Below are 14,859 nucleotides of genomic sequence, written 5' to 3' on the forward strand. Positions count from 1 at the left end.
TATTTGATAGTTTCCGAAAGTTTTTGAAAAATGAATATTAATTTAGATATTTGAGAACATAAATATTAAGAATCCCAAATGTTATCAATAGGAATAATTTATCCAGAACTTAAAATTTTATCAAAAATTGATAACATAAAAGGACTTGAAAATAAAGCTAAAAAATTAGATTACAACACAATTCTGGCTTTAGAAAACGTAGAGAATATTACATCTTTAATATCAGCTATTGAAAGCAATTGGAATACTGATGAAAATGATTTCGGAATTATTTTTAAAGATAGCAACAACAATCATAAATGTTATCACATCAATATTCACGAGATAATAAGTATTGAGGACAAGAATATACTTCTAAAAGCATTCACATTTGGCGCATCAAAAGGTGTAATGAAAGCTTGGAAAAATTATTTTTCAAAAGGAATTGAAGAAGCAAATCTGTGGACAAATCTAAAACAATCTGAAAGACAAGGCTGGCTAGAACTTGCAATGGCTTTTCAAAATGTAGAAAACTCAGTTTCTAAATCCGAAGCTATAATTGATGGAAAATATATCAAATCAGTTGAAGACTTTTATTGTTCGCTTGGAGAAGCAATCAATGGTTCAGGTGGTTATTTTGGGCGAAACTACAATGCATTAATCGATTGTATTAGAAGTCTCGAATTTGGAGGTAATGATATTAAAAAAATCTATTGGAAAAATTCCAAGAAGAGCAGATGGAAGTTGAAAAATCATTTTAAAATCATTTTAGAAGTTTTCAATGATTATGGTATAGAAATTATTTTAGAATAGTTATATTCATCAAATTAAACACAAATGATTTTTTATGAAAGAAATAATTTTCGAACTACTAATTGCTGGAATCTCATTTATGATTTTTCTGGTAATTCTAATTTTTGGGTTAATAAAAAAGAAGAAAAATCTAATCATCACTTCAATTGTCATTTTATTTATTTCAATAACTGCAGGAGCTGTAGGGATTTTTACAATTACCAAGAAGACGTATCGTATTACAAAAAAGGTTTATAACGAGATTTCTGAACTCAGCAAACCAAGAACTGGCATTGAAATCTATGAAAGTCTATTGGGGAAACCAGAAACTGATTGTGTTCAAATCCTGAATTATCAAGACCAAACAGCTCCAATAATTGATTATGCAATTTTACTTCATTTCAAAACTTGTCCAAAAGAACTAAACAGAATATTAGCACAAAAAGAATTTGAATTTGAAAAAATAAAAACATCCGAACAACCCAGCGATGATGATTGGTTCAAGCCAGAAAAAATGAGCGACAGTATTCTATTTTTCAAATATTACGACACAAATGGAAATGGACAAGAAATCTATAGTTCAATGGACAGCACAGAGGTTTACTTAAAAGATATTTATAATTAAATTTAGATTCAAATGAAACCTCAGCCACTTCCAATCCTTTTCAGCCTCAACTCATTATATCTTTCGTTTCTCTATTTCAGATTATTTTGGATTTCTGATGGTACGGAAACGCCAGAGTTTCTAATTTATAAATACGCACTTTATTCCGTTTTCTTGGTTTATCCGCTTTTCATCTTCTCAATTTTGATTTTTTCAAAAATGACAAAGGCAAATATGTTTCTCAAGTTTTTGATTTTCGGATTGGTTGCATCTGGTCCTGTTTTGTACTTCTACACGTTTGATTTATTTGAACAAGAAGAACTCTTTTGCGGTTACTTGCTGGTTTTGATTCAATGTTTGATCCAGTCTCAAACAGTTAAAGATGAGGAAATGACAGCAAGATTTGCTAGTGTTTATGGAGGAAAATTGTTGTTATGGTTTTTACTTTTACTTTTTTCATTGTCATATTATCTGTTTGACGACAATGAAGTCAAAATGAATATGATGTTTGGCGGAATCTATTATTTAGCCATAGCAATCTTGGATTATTATGTCAATAAATCTAAATTCTTGACAGAAAAGTAATTGTTATTTTCTAACAATAGGAAGAATCTCGTTTTTATTAAGACCAAATCTTTTGATATCAGCCTCAGAAAATTTTTGAGAATAGAAATTGATTTCAGCTTCAAAGCCAACACTTTTCAAACGGTCAAAATAATCCATTCCGTACCAGCGAACGTGGTCGTATTGTCCAAAATGTTTTTGACGTTCTTTTGGGTCTGTGATGGTAAAATCTTCGTAAGTTTTTTCCAGAGAGTTTTTCATTGGAACTTGAACAATTCCCCAACCTCCGGATTTCATCACACGATAAAGTTCAGACATCGCCTTTCTGTCGTCTACAATATGCTCCAAAACGTGATTACAGATAATCACATCAAAACTATTATCCTCAAAAGGCAAATCCAGAATGTCCGCTTTTACATCCACAATCGGAGAAAACAAATCCGCAGAAGTATAATCAAGATTTTTCATCTTTTTGAATTTCCTTAGGAATTCCTGCTCTGGCGCAATATGAAGAACTTTTAATTTATCTGTAAAAAAATTGGTTTCATTCTGAAGATAAAGCCACATCTGACGATGTCTCTCCAAAGATAGCGTTCCTGGAGACAAGGCATTTGCACGTTGTTTTCCATAACCATATGGTAAAAATTTACGATAAGATTTTCCGTCGATTGGATCCGTGAAATTGTCTCCTTTAAAAAAAAGGACAATCAGCGGACGCAAAAAAATGCTCAAATTAATAAGCATTGGCCTGGGAATCGCATTCAGCAGAATTTTAGCAATTTTTTTCAAGTCTGGAAATGTTTTAGAATCCTAATCGTTTTAATTCGGCTTTTATTTTGGCTGCCGTATTGAATTTGGCCACAGAACGCTCACCAGCATCGTTAGTTCCATCAAACTCGAAATCAAAACCTTTAATCTGAATTGGTTTCAATTTTGAAATTTTATCCGTTGCTTTTGGAAAATCGTAAAAATAAACCTGATAAATTCTTCCGCTGATGCCGGAATGCATACTTTGATCCCAAGAACAGAGAACGCCTAATTCCTTGTCCGCATCACGGTCTGCATTCGCAAAAAAAACAGACTCCACGTAGGCTGTTGCGCCTTCTTCTGCATAGGTATCGATAAAAATTTTATTATACCTATTATTTTCCGAAGGAATCAATAGATAACCATCGACGTAAGAATAGTTGAGACCATTGGGCTTACCTTTTTCGATCCCTTCTTCGGAATATTCGTAGAATGCGAAAATAGGATTAGCCAAATTATTCCATTGCTTAACTTCCAAGACTTCACCTTGGATTTGGGCATTCTGAATCGGTTTTATTCTTTTTACGAAATCTTCTCTGGACTCACCAACATTACGCTGAAAAGTCTGTGCTGACCAACAGCCAGCCCAAAATATTGAAAAAAGAACGTACACCGATTTCACAATTCAAAAATTAAAAATCAACCTGGAAAGCTCTTTCCTCGTCAGATTTAATTCCTAATGCTTCGTAAATATAATCGTAAGTCGAAAGCAAGACCGGTTTGCCATTATAAACACAAATATCGTGTTCAAAATGTGCAGAAGGCTGATTGTCTAAAGTCGTAACCGTCCAACCATCGTTATGGAACTTCACTTTCTCTGTTCCAAGGTTAATCATCGGTTCAATTGCTAGACAAATTCCGTCTTTTAGGACCTTTCCGCTTCCCGGTTTTCCATAATTTGGAACTTGCGGGTCTTCGTGCATTTGTCTTCCAACACCATGACCAACCAATTCTCTCACCACACCATAACCTTCTTTCTCACAATGTTTCTGGATGGCGTTTGAAATATCTCCAACACGTTTCCCTCTTACACATTGCTCGATCCCTTTGTACAAAGATTCTTTGGTAACTCTCAATAATTTTTTTACCTCATCGGAAACTTCACCAACTTCAAAAGTGTAAGCGTGGTCACCAACAAATCCGTTCCAGAAAACGCCACAATCTACGGAAAGAATTGTCCCTTCTTTTATAGGTTCAGAATTTGGAATTCCGTGAACGACTTGCTCATTTGGTGAAATACAAAGTGAAGCAGGAAATCCGCCATAGCCTAAGAATGCAGGTTCTGCACCGTGGTCTTTGATAAAATCGTAAGCTAATTTATCAAGATGAAGTGTTGTAACGCCAGGTTTAATTTCTTTTGCCAACATCCCCAAAGTCTGGGATACCAATCTTGCACTTTGCTTCATCAATCGAAGCTCGTCTATATTTTTGAGTTGAATCATTTATAATTGCATTGATGTATTATAGTAAAATGTATTTTTAAAAGATATTTTGTACTTTTTACATTTTACTTTTTACAAAGAGACTTACCAAAAAAGTCCTCTTTTCTTTTCTTTTTTCATTTTGGAGTAAGCGTGAACTTCGCCTCCTGCTACTTGGAATTCGATTCTTTCGTTGATGATTTGGTAGATTTCGCCCCAACCCGGGAATCCGCCAAGATTTCTATCATCAATGAAAAGGTCTGCGTCAATCTTTCTTGACTGCGTTTCTGAATCGAAAACTTCGCCTTCAAAACTGGAGTTAACAGCGTAAAATTCTAGTCCGTTTTTTCTGCAGAATTCTACAGCATCTTCCAAAGATTTACCGTGACGGTAAGTCCAAAGAATCAATCTGTAACCTTCTCCCTGAAGTTTTTTTAAAGTTTCGAATGCAAATGTTTTGGCTTTCCCAATTCCCGGGTAAGCATCATCCACAATAGTTCCATCGAAATCGATTGCTAGTTTTTTATTACTTTTTATCATTGTTGTTTTTTATAAAAATAAGTGAGCAAATATACAAATTATATAAATGCCTTTTTAATTTTATAAATCAATGAAATTATTGATTTAATCAAATATTTCAAATTTTCTATACAAGAAAACCTGACCAAAGATCAGGTTTTTACTACTTAATAATTGTAAATAACTATGAATATTTATTAATGTTTTATGACTTTGAAAGTTTTGGATTCTCCATTCTTGAACACTGTATTGACGAAATAAATTCCTTTTGACAAATTCGACACGTCTAGCTTATTATTTTTAACTTCAGTAATCGTTTTAATAGTTTGTCCTGCAGCATTGTAGACAAATACTTTTTCAACATCCTGAACAGAACTGATATTCAATTCATTAGAAACTGGATTTGGAAAAACAGACACTTGGTTTTTACCAGCTTCATTCACTGCTAAATATGGATTTAAGAAACCTGAAATCTCGAAGACATAATTGTATCCGGCATTAGATTCCCAAGTTTCTCCGCCGTCAAATGATGCGACAGAATCCAAATCACTTCCAGAATTAGGTGTAACTTCCCAACTTTGATAATCTGTGAACGGAAACGGTGCTGCAATAATCTCGATAAAATACCTTCCAGGTAATAAGTCAACAGGCTGGCTCCAATCAAACTCAACATCTGCTGCCACAACATCCAAAGGGAAACCTTGTACAGTGTGATAACCGTAGAAATTCTCCGTCGTTGGACCAACATTTTCAAAAGTGTGAAGAATCTCACCTGGCAAATCATTCTCAGACTTACGGATATTGATTGTTGCATTTTTGATATTACCCAATTGCAAAGTAGAAATTTTGAATTTTGTAAATGTAAATTTCTGACCATCCGGAACTACAAAGTCATCCGCCAACGATGTCCAGATCATACGAACACCACTTTCGTGGGAATCTCCTGGATTACCTGCTGTAAAAGACGTTCCAGTAGGTTGCTGTTCACTTGTATCATTACAATTTCCTATAACTTCAAAAACGTGATCGTAGTAAGAAAATCCACCAAACCAAGGATCTGTATCAAATTTTGTAAAATCGAATCTGCCTAACTTTCGCGTATTTTGATCGGTAATTTCCCAGCTTACCGGCGTATTGTCGCCAGGAGCAGCTTGTAACTGAACAAAGTATTTACCTTTTGGCAAGTCAAATGGCGCTGGAAAATCTACAGTAATTTTGTAGGCATCCATATTTTCCAAAGTCGATTGATAATCCAAAACCTGAGAAGTCGGAACCAAATTTGTGAAAGTCTGAATTACTTCTCCGGGAACGCCTTGATTTTCTTTAAGAATATAGACATTCACAAAGTTTAGATTGGCAGAACCTTTCAAAACATTGAACGTTAATTGCTTTGCCGTAAGAATTTTTCCTGAAGCAACATCGAAATCAGAAGCTGCACTATATTCATAAGTACCACCTGTTGTAATATTTTCGCCGTTTGAAATTTTGTCCGAACCAATTCCATAACTGCAATTTTCACCGGATTGTGCAAATCCTAAAACGCTGGATAACGCCAAGGCAATAAGTAAGTTTTTTCTCATATCAAATTTTATAATTGTTGATGCTAAACTATGCTACATTATCTGCAAATCCAACTTTAACCCTTTCGAAATCCTTGATTTTGAAATAAGAAATCATTATTTAAAACGCTGGAATTCAATATTTTAAATTTTAAAATTTAGCTTTTATAAATATTAATTTTTAGAAGCTTCGCGAATGAAAACAGAAGGCGAAATACCCGTAATATTTCGGAAAACAGTTGCAAAAGAACTATGCGAAGCGAAGCCACATTCTTCTGCCAGATAACTTATTTTATAATTCTGATATTCTTTATTAGTATAAATTTTCTGACAGATGTACGCAATTCTCAACTCATTGATGTAAGTATTGAAGTTCTTCCCTTTATACTTATTAATAACCTCAGAAAGATAACTTGTATTGGTTTTGAGTTGAAGGGCCAGACTCGCAATAGTCAATTTCGGATTGGTAAATCTCTCAGATTCTTCGAATTTTTGAAGTTTATCCAGCAAATCTTTTTCGACAGAATTAGGAATCTGAACAGATGAATCTTTCTGAACTTCTACCGGAGATTCTAATTTATTTTCAGTTGAAATGATCTTGTCTGACTCCAATTTATGAATGATATTTTCAAAAACCTTTCTTTCTTTTTTTCTTCGATAAAGTAAAAAGACAATTGCAAAAGCTAATATTAAAACAAAAACTGTCGCAATAATCACAATATTTTTCTTAGAACTATCGGCATCAGAAATGGCATCTTTATAATCTTTCTGTTCAGCATTGATAGCGGACGAAATAGCTTTCATCTCACTTTCTCTGATGCTTCTGTTGAGTTTTATGAATTCCTCATTGTAAAGAGAATATTGAGATTGGTCATTCAAAGCTTTAAAATCTTGTGAAAGATTGTAATAAACATCGGAAAGCAGACGCGTATCCAAATCATTTTTATGCTTGAGAACAATCTTCAAAGTATCAATCGCTCGTTGATATTCTTTCCTATCCGCATAAACTTGGGACAAAGCATTATAAATGAAATAGTTTATCTCATTGTTATAATTGTTCTTAATCGCAAGAGCTTTATTCAGATAGATTTCTGCAGAATCATTTTTAAGGTAATAGTAGGAATTCCCAATATTATAAAGCGAACGTCTGTGATGATAAATTGCTTGTTCATCAGGATTTTTGACTAACTCAATTTCCTTGAGTGATTTTTTATAGAATTCGCTGGCTTTTTGATAATTTTCTTCATCAAAATCGATGTTACCAATTTCCAGATAAGACAAAGTTTTCAGAAGTTTTTTCTTGTCACCTTCTGGTAATTTGTTGATTTGTTTGATGGCGTTATCAAGATAAAATTTGGCTTTATCATTCAGATTTAGTTGAACGTACTGATGCGCAATGGAGCCGTTCATTCTGGCAATCAATGCATAATCATCTGTTTTTTCTGCAAATTCTTTGGCTTTGAAAAGTAGTTCTGTAGATTTTTTGAGGTCATTATTTTTGAAGTATGAAACCGCCAAAGATGCGAGCTCTTCACTTTTCTCTGCATTGTAGTCGTTATCATTAGACAAAATATTCTGCCCAAATAGAAGATTAGCCATCAAAATGCAACAGAAAAACAATCTGCCAATCATCATTATTTATGAATTAATGAAACGAATTTACACCAAAAAATAAAAAAGTCGGTAAAAAACCGACTTTCCCATTTTATTTATCTTGAGTTTTTAGTTCGCCAGAATATTCCCAGTCATTTCTTCAGGAATATCTACGCCCATCACTTTCAAAATTGTTGGCGCCACATCACCTAATTTCCCTGGTGTCAAATTCCAAGTATGATCTTTATCCATCACAATGAAGGGAACCAAATTCGTAGAGTGCTGTGTGTTTGGAGAACCATCCGGATTAATCATCACATCGGAGTTTCCGTGGTCTGCAAGGATGAAAACCGCATAACCGTGTTCATAAGCTGTTTCAGCAACTTTTTGAATACAAGAATCAACAACTTCCGCCGCTTTTACAGCTGCAGAAAAAACACCTGTATGACCAACCATATCTGTATTTGCAAAATTAAGAACTACAAAATCTGCAGATTCTTTTTGTAACTCAGGCACGATTGCGTTGGTGATATCGTAAGCCGACATTTCGGGTTTCAAATCGTAAGTCGCAACATCTTTCGGACTCGGGCAAAGTAAACGTCTTTCCTGAACGAATTCTGTTTCTCTTCCGCCAGAGAAAAAGAATGTAACGTGGGGATATTTTTCTGTTTCAGCGATTCTGATTTGAGATTTGCCTGCCGCTTCCAATACTTCGCCCATCGTTTTTTGAAGAACATTTTCATCAAAAACAACTCTTACATTCTGGAATGTTTTATCATAATTAGTCAAAGTCACATAATACAAATCCAGCTTTTTCATTCCATACTCTGGGAAGTCTTGCTGAGAAAGCACTTCTGTAATTTCTCGACCTCTGTCTGTACGGAAATTGAAAGAAATCACAACATCGTGGTCTTCAATTTTAGCAATCGGGAAATGATTCTGAACGGCAACAATCGGTTGGATAAACTCATCTGTAACATCAGCATTGTAAGAATCCTGAATTGCTTGAATAAAATCCTTAGTTTCTTTCCCAACACCATTTACCATCACATCATAAGCTAATTTCACACGTTCCCAGCGCTTGTCTCTGTCCATCGCATAGTAACGACCAATGATAGAAGCCAGTTTTCCCGTTGTAGCATTCATATGCGCTAAAAGTTCTTCTACGAAACCCTTTCCGGATTTTGGGTCACAATCTCTACCGTCTGTGAAACCATGAACGAAGACATTGTCCTTGAATCCAAATTCGTGAGCCGCCGTAAGTAAACCTTTTAAGTGATTGATATGAGAATGCACACCACCATTGGAAACCAATCCAATGAAATGTACTTTTTTGTTGTTCGCTTTTGCGTATTCGAAAGCAGCTTGGATGACAGGTTCTTTTCCAAGACTTCCTGTTTCTACCGCCATATTTAGTTTTACAAGATTCTGATAAACCACTCTACCAGCACCAAGATTCATATGCCCCACTTCAGAATTTCCCATTTGTCCGGCCGGCAGACCAACTGCCAAACCACTTGCTTCCAAAGTTGTGTTTGGAAAGTTTTTAAGTGCTGAATCTATAAAAGGTGTTTTAGCTTGAGCTAGAGCGGAAACACTATCGTTAAGACCGATTCCCCAGCCATCTAATATTGCAAGAATTGCTTTCTTTGACATTTTTAATTTTGTTTTATTACTACAAATTTACGAAATGAAAATGCGTTAAGATAATTTCTAAAGATATTTTTTGCAGATTGATAAATATGATTAACTTTAAGACCCTTTTTTAAAAAATCAAAATGGACTTAAGAGACCAACTGAAAAACCTTTTCCCTGAACACGAAGAACAGGATTTCCAAATGCCTGATGAAGCCAAAGAAAACTTCAAACAGAAAGAACCTTTGGTATGCAAATTCGAGAAGAAAGGCAGAAATGGGAAACCCGTAACCATTATAGAAGGTTGGGAAGGTGACGATGAAGGTTTGAAAGAAATCTCGAAGAAAATCAAAACAACACTCGGAATCGGCGGTTCTGAAAAAGACGGAACCATCATCATCCAAGGCGACAACCGCGACAAAATAATGAACATCCTGAAAAACCTTGGTTACAAAACCAAACGTGTAGGAGGATAACAATGAATGATAAATGATGAATTATTAATGTTTGGAGCATTGTCAGTCTGAGGCTCTCGAAGACTTTCCATAATATAAAATTCATTTTCTATTCCTCTATCATCTATTTTATAAAAGCAATTTAAAAAATTAAAATCAATATAATATGATCAACAAACTAGCAGCTTCTGAATTGGTTCTAAATGATGACGGAAGTGTTTATCACCTAAACCTTCTTCCGGAAGATCTTGCAGACAAAGTACTTCTTGTAGGCGACCCAGACAGAGTTCCAAAAGTTTCAAAATTCTTCGATACTATCGAAATTAAAAAGAACAAAAGAGAATTCTATACGCATACAGGAACTTTGCGTGGCGAGAGAATCACAGTAATGTCAACAGGAATCGGGACAGAAAACATCGATATCGTGATGAACGAATTGGATGCTTTGGTAAATATAGATTTGAAAGCCAAAGAATTCAAAAAAGAACATAAGTCTCTGGAACTTTTCCGTATGGGAACTTGCGGAAGTGTGAATCCTGATATCGAAGTGAATAATATGCTGGTAACGCAGAATGTTGTTGGTTTGGACGGATTGATGCATTTCTATCAGGATTATCAATTCGAGAATGAATTCAGTAAGAACTTCTTGGAAAAATTCCCTTACGAGAGAATCAAGCCAATGTTGTATTTCTCTGACTGGGCAGAAGATATTGCTGAGTATTATGCTGACGCCAAATATAGAGGAAACACAGCGACTTTCCCAGGTTTCTATGCGCCTCAAGGCCGACAGTTGAGATTGAAAGCACTTGATGACAAATTCCTAGAAACTTTGAATGATCTTGGTGTTTCCAACTTCGAAATGGAAACTTCAGCAATCTATGGCTTATCAAAATTATTAGGACACAAAGCCATTACTGTGAACTGTGTTATCGCCAACAGAAGACGAGGCGAATTTGCAAGCGACCACCACGCTTCCGAAAAAATGATGATCGAATGGGTTCTTGACAGAATTATTAAGTAAGAGAGTTTGTGAGTTGGAGAGTTTTATGAGTTATTGACTGAAACTCTCCGACCCTAAAACTTTCCCACTCTTCAACTCTAGTTTCTCACAAAACAACTTTCTATGTGGTCATCTACAATTCCTGTTGCCTGAAGATGAGAATAGATAACCGTTGAACCCAGAAATTTAAATCCTCTTCTCTTCAAATCTTTGCTAATTACATCAGACAATTCTGTCGTTGCGGGTGCTTCTGTATGAACTTTCCAAGTATTCACAATTCTTTTTCCGCCTGTGAATGTTGAAATGTAATTATAAAAACTTCCAAACTCTTTCTGAAGTTCCATAAATTTTTGAGCGTTGGAAATAGAAGCCTTTACTTTTAATCGGTTTCTTACGATTCCGGCATCTTGCATCAATTCCTCAATCTTATCTTCGTTATATTTTGCAATCTTCTTATAATTGAAGTTATCAAAGGCTTTTCTGAAAGTTTCTCTTTTTCTAAGAATCGTAATCCAACTCAATCCCGCTTGGAAACTTTCGAGAATCAAAAACTCAAACATTGTTTCATCATCTGTTACCAACCTTCCCCATTCTTCGTCGTGATACTTTTGATAAAGTTCATCGGTTCCGCACCACGCACATCTAATTTTTTCCATTGTTTTTAATTTTGATGTCAATTTAGGAAACATTATAAATTCAAAACAAAACATTAACGTTCATTAAGATTTAACGGCATCGTAATTGAATAATTGGTTAGCATCAAATCAAATTTTTCAATATTAATCACTAAAAACAAAATATTATGAGTACGCACGACGAAAATTACAATGATGCAGAAAGAGCTGTCAACAAAACAGAAAATTCATTAGAAAATGCAGCTGACAGAGCTAAAAACAAAGTGAATGAATATGCAGACAGAGCTCGCAACTATATTGATGAACAAAAAAGAAAAAATGAAGAGCCAACAAGAGAAGGCTTCTTCGAAAATTTAAAATCAAGCGCAGCAGAAGCTTGGGAAGACACCAAAGATTTTGCAGATAAAGCTTGGGAAACAACAAAAGATACTGCTTCTGATGCTTGGGAAAAGACCAAAGACGCCGCTGAGGATGTGAAAGCAGAAGTACGTAAAGCAACGAATTAGTTTTTAAGTTAGTAATAGTTTTTCACGAAAAGGAGAAGACAATAATTTTGTCTTCTCCTTTTTAATTATATTTGCAAAATTATTATCAATGGAGATGAAGAACTTATTATTTTCGGTTTTATTTTTAGGATTTTTTGCAAATTCGCAAACATTCAATCAAGATTATGCAAATATCGCCAATCTTGTTTCCCAGTCCAACATCAATACTTATTTACAGGAATTCGAAGGTCTGGGCGTAAAAACCACAGGTTCCACAGCCAACAACAATGCATATACTTGGCTCAAAAACAAATACCTTTCTTTCGGATATTCCGAATCTCAAATTACCAAAGATGATTTTACATATAGTGGAAAAACAACTTCTAATCTAATTGTCACAAAAACAGGAACCAAATATCCCAATACTTACGTTATCATTTGTGGACATTATGATACGATTACCGGAACCGGAACCAATGACAATGGAAGCGGTGTTTCAGTAATTCTTGAAGTAGCGCGACTTCTGAAAAATGTTACTACAGAATATTCCATCAAATTCATCAATTTTTCGGGTGAAGAGCAAGGTCTTCTTGGCTCAGCTCATTACGTTTCCAATGTCGTGAATGCAACCAATCCAAAAATGAGCATTCGTTTGGTTCTTAATATCGATGAAGTTGGTGGTGTAAAAGGAAAAACCAATGACACGATCACTTGCGAAAGGGATGAGTCTAATAGTCCAAGTTCCAACAACTCGGCTTCCAACACTTTCACACAACAATTGATGAATTGTGTGACATTATATTCAACTTTGAAAACCAACCTTAGTTATGCTTATGCGTCCGATTACATGCCATTTCAGGCGAATGGTGAAATCATCACAGGACTTTTTGAATATAACGAAACGCAATACGCACACACCGTCAACGACACTTATGCCAATCTTGACCCAGTTTACATTTACAATATAGCGAAGGCTACAACCGGAGCGGTTCAGCATTTTGCAATTGCAGGTCAGACTTTAAACATTGATTCAGCAAAAGAATTGGAGACAAGTTTCACACTTTATCCCAATCCTGCCAAAGATTATCTTCAGCTAGAGTTTTCAAACAGTAAGAATCAGCATTTCAGTTTTACAATTACGTCACTTGACGGGAAAATGCTTAGCAAGACGGAAAATCAATTTAGAATTGACATTTCCGGACTTCCGAAAGGAGTTTATTTAGGAACTTTCAATATCGGAGAACAGCAGATTACAAAAAAAATAATTGTAGAATAACATCATTATTAATAAAAAAATTTAGGGCAATCCCCTTCCCTAACTTTCCCAAAGCTCGGGTCGCGCTATCCGCTACTATCTTTTCCATCCAAGCTAGTTCCCAGGCTTTAGAAAAGGATAACCGCTACTATCGCTATTGCAGAGAGGTTTTGTTATAAAAATCAAGATTCTTGTTTTTTAGAACATTTCTACATTACAATTTTCGAAATAAACAACCATAATAATTTCACTTTGCGAAATTTAAAATTTGTATCTTTGCAACTATGCAAAAAATCTTAATAGTAGAAGACGAAAAAGCAATCTCCGGCGTTCTACACAGTATTTTATCAGACGAACTACCAGAATACCAATTCGAAATCGCAGAAGACGGTTTCGAAGGTTTCAAATTCATAGAGAAAGAAGACTTCGCTCTAGTGATTTCTGATATCAAAATGCCAAAAATATCCGGAACAGAACTTCTTAAGCAAAGCCTTCAGTTGAAACCCGAAACCACATTTGTGATGATTTCCGGTCACGCAGATATTGATACTGCTGTCAGCTGTCTGAAAGAAGGCGCTTACGATTTCATCTCCAAACCTATTGATATCAACAGATTGATTACGAGTGTGAAAAATGCGCTTGATAAAGGCAATCTGCAGAAAGACAACTCCAATCTTAAGCAGGAAAACTCTCAGCTTAAGAAAAAAGTGAACAAAAAATATCAGATGATTGGCGAATCCTCTGCTCTGAAAAAGATTCAGGAAATCATTGATAAGGTAGCACTTTCCGACGCCAGAGTTTTGATTACAGGACCCAACGGAGCCGGTAAAGAATTGGTGGCGCACGCTATCCATTCACAAAGCGAACGTTCCAGAGGGCCAATGGTTGAAGTGAACTGCGCGGCGATTCCATCAGAATTGATTGAAAGTGAATTATTCGGTCACGTAAAAGGTTCTTTTACGGGCGCTATCAAAGATAAATCCGGAAAATTTGAACAAGCGAATGGCGGAACTATTTTCTTGGACGAGATTGGAGATATGAGCCTAGTTGCTCAGGCAAAAGTACTGAGAGCTTTACAGGAAAGTAAAGTTTCCCCTGTCGGAAGCGACAAAGAAATCAAAGTGGATGTGCGTGTTATCGCAGCAACAAATAAGAATTTGACTAACGAAATCGCACAAGGAAAATTCAGGGAAGATTTGTATCACAGGCTTTCTGTTATAGAAATCAACGTTCCATCTTTGAACGACAGGAAAGAAGATATTCCTTTGTTGGTAGAATATTTCACGCAATTGATTTCGAACGAAAATGGAACTTCGCCGAAGAAATTTGATGATAAATCTATCAAAGCTTTGCAGCAATTTGACTGGACTGGAAATATCAGAGAACTTAGAAACGTGGTTGAAAGATTAATCATCTTAGGTGCAGATCCTGTGACTGCTGATGACGTGGCGAGTTTTGTAAAGAAATGAGATTAAATAAATAAAAATATTTAACCGTCTCGTTCTTTTCAACGAGGCGGTTTTTTTTGAATAAAAATGAAAATTTTGCGATTATCA

General features: G+C 35.2%; 16 protein-coding genes. 8 read left to right on the forward strand and 8 right to left on the reverse strand.

Annotation, left to right across the window (positions count from 1 at the left end; genetic code table 11):
• The first annotated feature begins 78 nt into the window (after positions 1-78).
• From KI430_RS07640 to KI430_RS07650, 3 genes are read left to right on the forward strand one after another with little or no spacing between them, the layout of a single operon-like run.
• Entirely contained in the window at positions 79-792 is a 714-nt protein-coding gene (locus tag KI430_RS07640; RefSeq protein ID WP_248877826.1) for a barstar family protein, read from the forward strand.
• Positions 793-826: 34 nt separating this feature from the next.
• On the forward strand, positions 827-1,396 hold the full coding sequence (locus KI430_RS07645; protein WP_248877827.1) for a hypothetical protein: 570 nt from the start codon (positions 827-829) through the stop codon (positions 1,394-1,396).
• Positions 1,397-1,408: 12 nt separating this feature from the next.
• A complete protein-coding gene (locus KI430_RS07650; protein ID WP_248877828.1) occupies positions 1,409-1,960 on the forward strand; it encodes a hypothetical protein in 552 nt (183 codons plus the stop codon).
• 3 nt (positions 1,961-1,963) lie between these two features.
• Here KI430_RS07650 and KI430_RS07655 read toward each other — a convergent pair whose 3' ends face one another.
• From KI430_RS07655 to gpmI, 7 genes are all read right to left on the reverse strand, one after another.
• Positions 1,964-2,728, reverse strand: a complete 765-nt coding sequence (locus KI430_RS07655; protein WP_248877830.1) for a class I SAM-dependent methyltransferase — start codon at positions 2,726-2,728, stop codon at positions 1,964-1,966.
• Between the two features lie 13 nt (positions 2,729-2,741).
• Positions 2,742-3,368: a hypothetical protein gene (locus KI430_RS07660; protein WP_248877832.1), complete on the reverse strand. Its 627-nt coding sequence runs from the start codon at positions 3,366-3,368 to the stop codon at positions 2,742-2,744.
• Between the two features lie 10 nt (positions 3,369-3,378).
• Positions 3,379-4,188, reverse strand: coding sequence for a type I methionyl aminopeptidase (gene map / locus KI430_RS07665; protein WP_248877834.1), 810 nt, complete (start codon positions 4,186-4,188; stop codon positions 3,379-3,381).
• An 84-nt stretch (positions 4,189-4,272) separates the two neighbouring features.
• The gene (locus tag KI430_RS07670) at positions 4,273-4,704 is read right to left on the reverse strand and encodes a BT0820 family HAD-type phosphatase (RefSeq protein ID WP_074235511.1); all 432 of its coding nucleotides are present in this window, start codon (positions 4,702-4,704) and stop codon (positions 4,273-4,275) included.
• A 179-nt stretch (positions 4,705-4,883) separates the two neighbouring features.
• The gene (locus KI430_RS07675; protein WP_248877836.1) at positions 4,884-6,266 is read right to left on the reverse strand and encodes a T9SS type A sorting domain-containing protein; all 1,383 of its coding nucleotides are present in this window, start codon (positions 6,264-6,266) and stop codon (positions 4,884-4,886) included.
• Between the two features lie 153 nt (positions 6,267-6,419).
• On the reverse strand, positions 6,420-7,880 hold the full coding sequence (locus tag KI430_RS07680) for a helix-turn-helix domain-containing protein (protein ID WP_248877838.1): 1,461 nt from the start codon (positions 7,878-7,880) through the stop codon (positions 6,420-6,422).
• Between the two features lie 87 nt (positions 7,881-7,967).
• Positions 7,968-9,494: a 2,3-bisphosphoglycerate-independent phosphoglycerate mutase gene (gene gpmI / locus KI430_RS07685; RefSeq protein WP_248877840.1), complete on the reverse strand. Its 1,527-nt coding sequence runs from the start codon at positions 9,492-9,494 to the stop codon at positions 7,968-7,970.
• A 122-nt stretch (positions 9,495-9,616) separates the two neighbouring features.
• On the opposite strand from gpmI, the gene KI430_RS07690 reads away from it, so the two are divergent.
• Together KI430_RS07690 and KI430_RS07695 are read left to right on the forward strand one after the other, a co-directional pair.
• Positions 9,617-9,949, forward strand: coding sequence for a translation initiation factor (locus KI430_RS07690; RefSeq protein ID WP_248877842.1), 333 nt, complete (start codon positions 9,617-9,619; stop codon positions 9,947-9,949).
• Between the two features lie 145 nt (positions 9,950-10,094).
• Positions 10,095-10,949: a nucleoside phosphorylase gene (locus KI430_RS07695; RefSeq protein WP_248877843.1), complete on the forward strand. Its 855-nt coding sequence runs from the start codon at positions 10,095-10,097 to the stop codon at positions 10,947-10,949.
• Positions 10,950-11,026: 77 nt separating this feature from the next.
• Here the strand turns inward: KI430_RS07695 and KI430_RS07700 are convergent, their stop codons facing one another.
• Positions 11,027-11,584 (reverse strand): DNA-3-methyladenine glycosylase I, encoded by a 558-nt coding sequence (locus KI430_RS07700; protein ID WP_248877845.1) that lies wholly within the window; start codon positions 11,582-11,584, stop codon positions 11,027-11,029.
• Positions 11,585-11,730: 146 nt separating this feature from the next.
• On the opposite strand from KI430_RS07700, the gene KI430_RS07705 reads away from it, so the two are divergent.
• The 3 genes from KI430_RS07705 to KI430_RS07715 all read left to right on the forward strand — a co-directional run bounded on the left by KI430_RS07705 (position 11,731) and on the right by KI430_RS07715 (position 14,772).
• Entirely contained in the window at positions 11,731-12,069 is a 339-nt protein-coding gene (locus KI430_RS07705; RefSeq protein WP_248877847.1) for a hypothetical protein, read from the forward strand.
• A 94-nt stretch (positions 12,070-12,163) separates the two neighbouring features.
• Positions 12,164-13,324 carry a M28 family peptidase gene (locus KI430_RS07710; RefSeq protein ID WP_248877848.1) on the forward strand — a complete coding sequence of 387 codons (1,161 nt, stop codon included), beginning with the start codon at positions 12,164-12,166 and terminating at the stop codon, positions 13,322-13,324.
• A 263-nt stretch (positions 13,325-13,587) separates the two neighbouring features.
• Positions 13,588-14,772 (forward strand): sigma-54-dependent transcriptional regulator, encoded by a 1,185-nt coding sequence (locus tag KI430_RS07715; protein ID WP_248877849.1) that lies wholly within the window; start codon positions 13,588-13,590, stop codon positions 14,770-14,772.
• Positions 14,773-14,859: the final 87 nt, after the last annotated feature.

It is taken from the genome of Epilithonimonas zeae (assembly GCF_023278365.1).
GTDB classification, from domain to species: domain Bacteria; phylum Bacteroidota; class Bacteroidia; order Flavobacteriales; family Weeksellaceae; genus Epilithonimonas; species Epilithonimonas zeae_A.